This is a genomic window from Achromobacter sp. SIMBA_011 (assembly GCF_046535435.1).
Lineage (GTDB): Bacteria > Pseudomonadota > Gammaproteobacteria > Burkholderiales > Burkholderiaceae_B > Achromobacter > Achromobacter dolens.
The window spans coordinates 1-230 of record NZ_JAWRWN010001341.1; the positions used below are offsets into that span (position 1 = coordinate 1).

Here is a 230-nt window from a genome sequence, read left to right on the forward strand (position 1 = left end):
GGCGTTGCCGTGATCGAAGACGAACCGTACCGCGAACTCGTCGAGGCGCCGCACGCGGTGAAGCCCGTCAAGGCCTGGGATCGCGACGGCACGGTGATCTACTGTCCGTCGTTCAACAAGGTGCTTGCGCCCGGCATGCGGCTCGGCTGGATCAGTGCGGGCCGCTGGCACGCGCGCGTGAAGATGCTCAAGTTCGCGCACAGCCGGCACAACGCGGCGTTGCTGCAGGC

1 pseudogene is annotated in these 230 nt (G+C 67.4%); it reads left to right on the forward strand.

The annotated features are described in order from the left end of the window. Window positions 1-230, forward strand: a pseudogene (locus tag SB816_RS35445) (PLP-dependent aminotransferase family protein); the annotation flags it as partial.